Source organism: Pararhodonellum marinum (assembly GCF_015354735.1).
GTDB lineage: Bacteria > Bacteroidota > Bacteroidia > Cytophagales > Cyclobacteriaceae > Pararhodonellum > Pararhodonellum marinum.
The window spans coordinates 1-515 of record NZ_JACEFJ010000055.1 but is presented as its reverse complement, the minus strand read 5'-3'; the positions used below and the strand labels follow the sequence as shown (position 1 = coordinate 515).

Sequence of the window (515 nt, the reverse complement as noted above, 5' to 3'; positions counted from 1 at the left end):
CGCGACGGTCAACGCGGTCACAGACAACGCACTGGAAGTGACCAAGACGGCAGCCACCGCAAGCTATGCGGCGGTCGGCGATCTGTTGGAATACACCATCACGGTAGAGAACACGGGCAACACGACCCTGACCAATATTGTGGTTGAAGATCCCCAGACGGGCTTCAACACCACCATCGCCACCCTTGCCCCCGGTGCAACCGAGAGCTTCAACGTAAGCTACACGGTGACCCAGGCGGACATCGACAACGGCAGCTTCACCAACACGGCGACGGCAACCGCAGCCGACGGTACGACGGAAAGCGACAGCGCGACGGTCAACGCGGTCACCGACAATTCGATTGAGTTGACCAAGACGGCAGCCACCGCAAGCTATGCGGCGGTCGGCGATCTGCTGGAATACACCATCACGGTAGAGAATACGGGCAACACGACCCTGACCAATGTTGTGGTGGAAGATCCGCAGACGGGCCTCAACACCACCATCGCCACCCTGGCCCCGGGGGCAACCGAGA

General features: G+C 60.8%; 1 protein-coding gene. It reads left to right on the top strand.

Annotated elements, in window-relative coordinates:
* Nucleotides 1-515: DUF7507 domain-containing protein (locus H1A14_RS23105; protein ID WP_194778682.1), on the top strand; the 515-nt coding region annotated here is incomplete at both ends.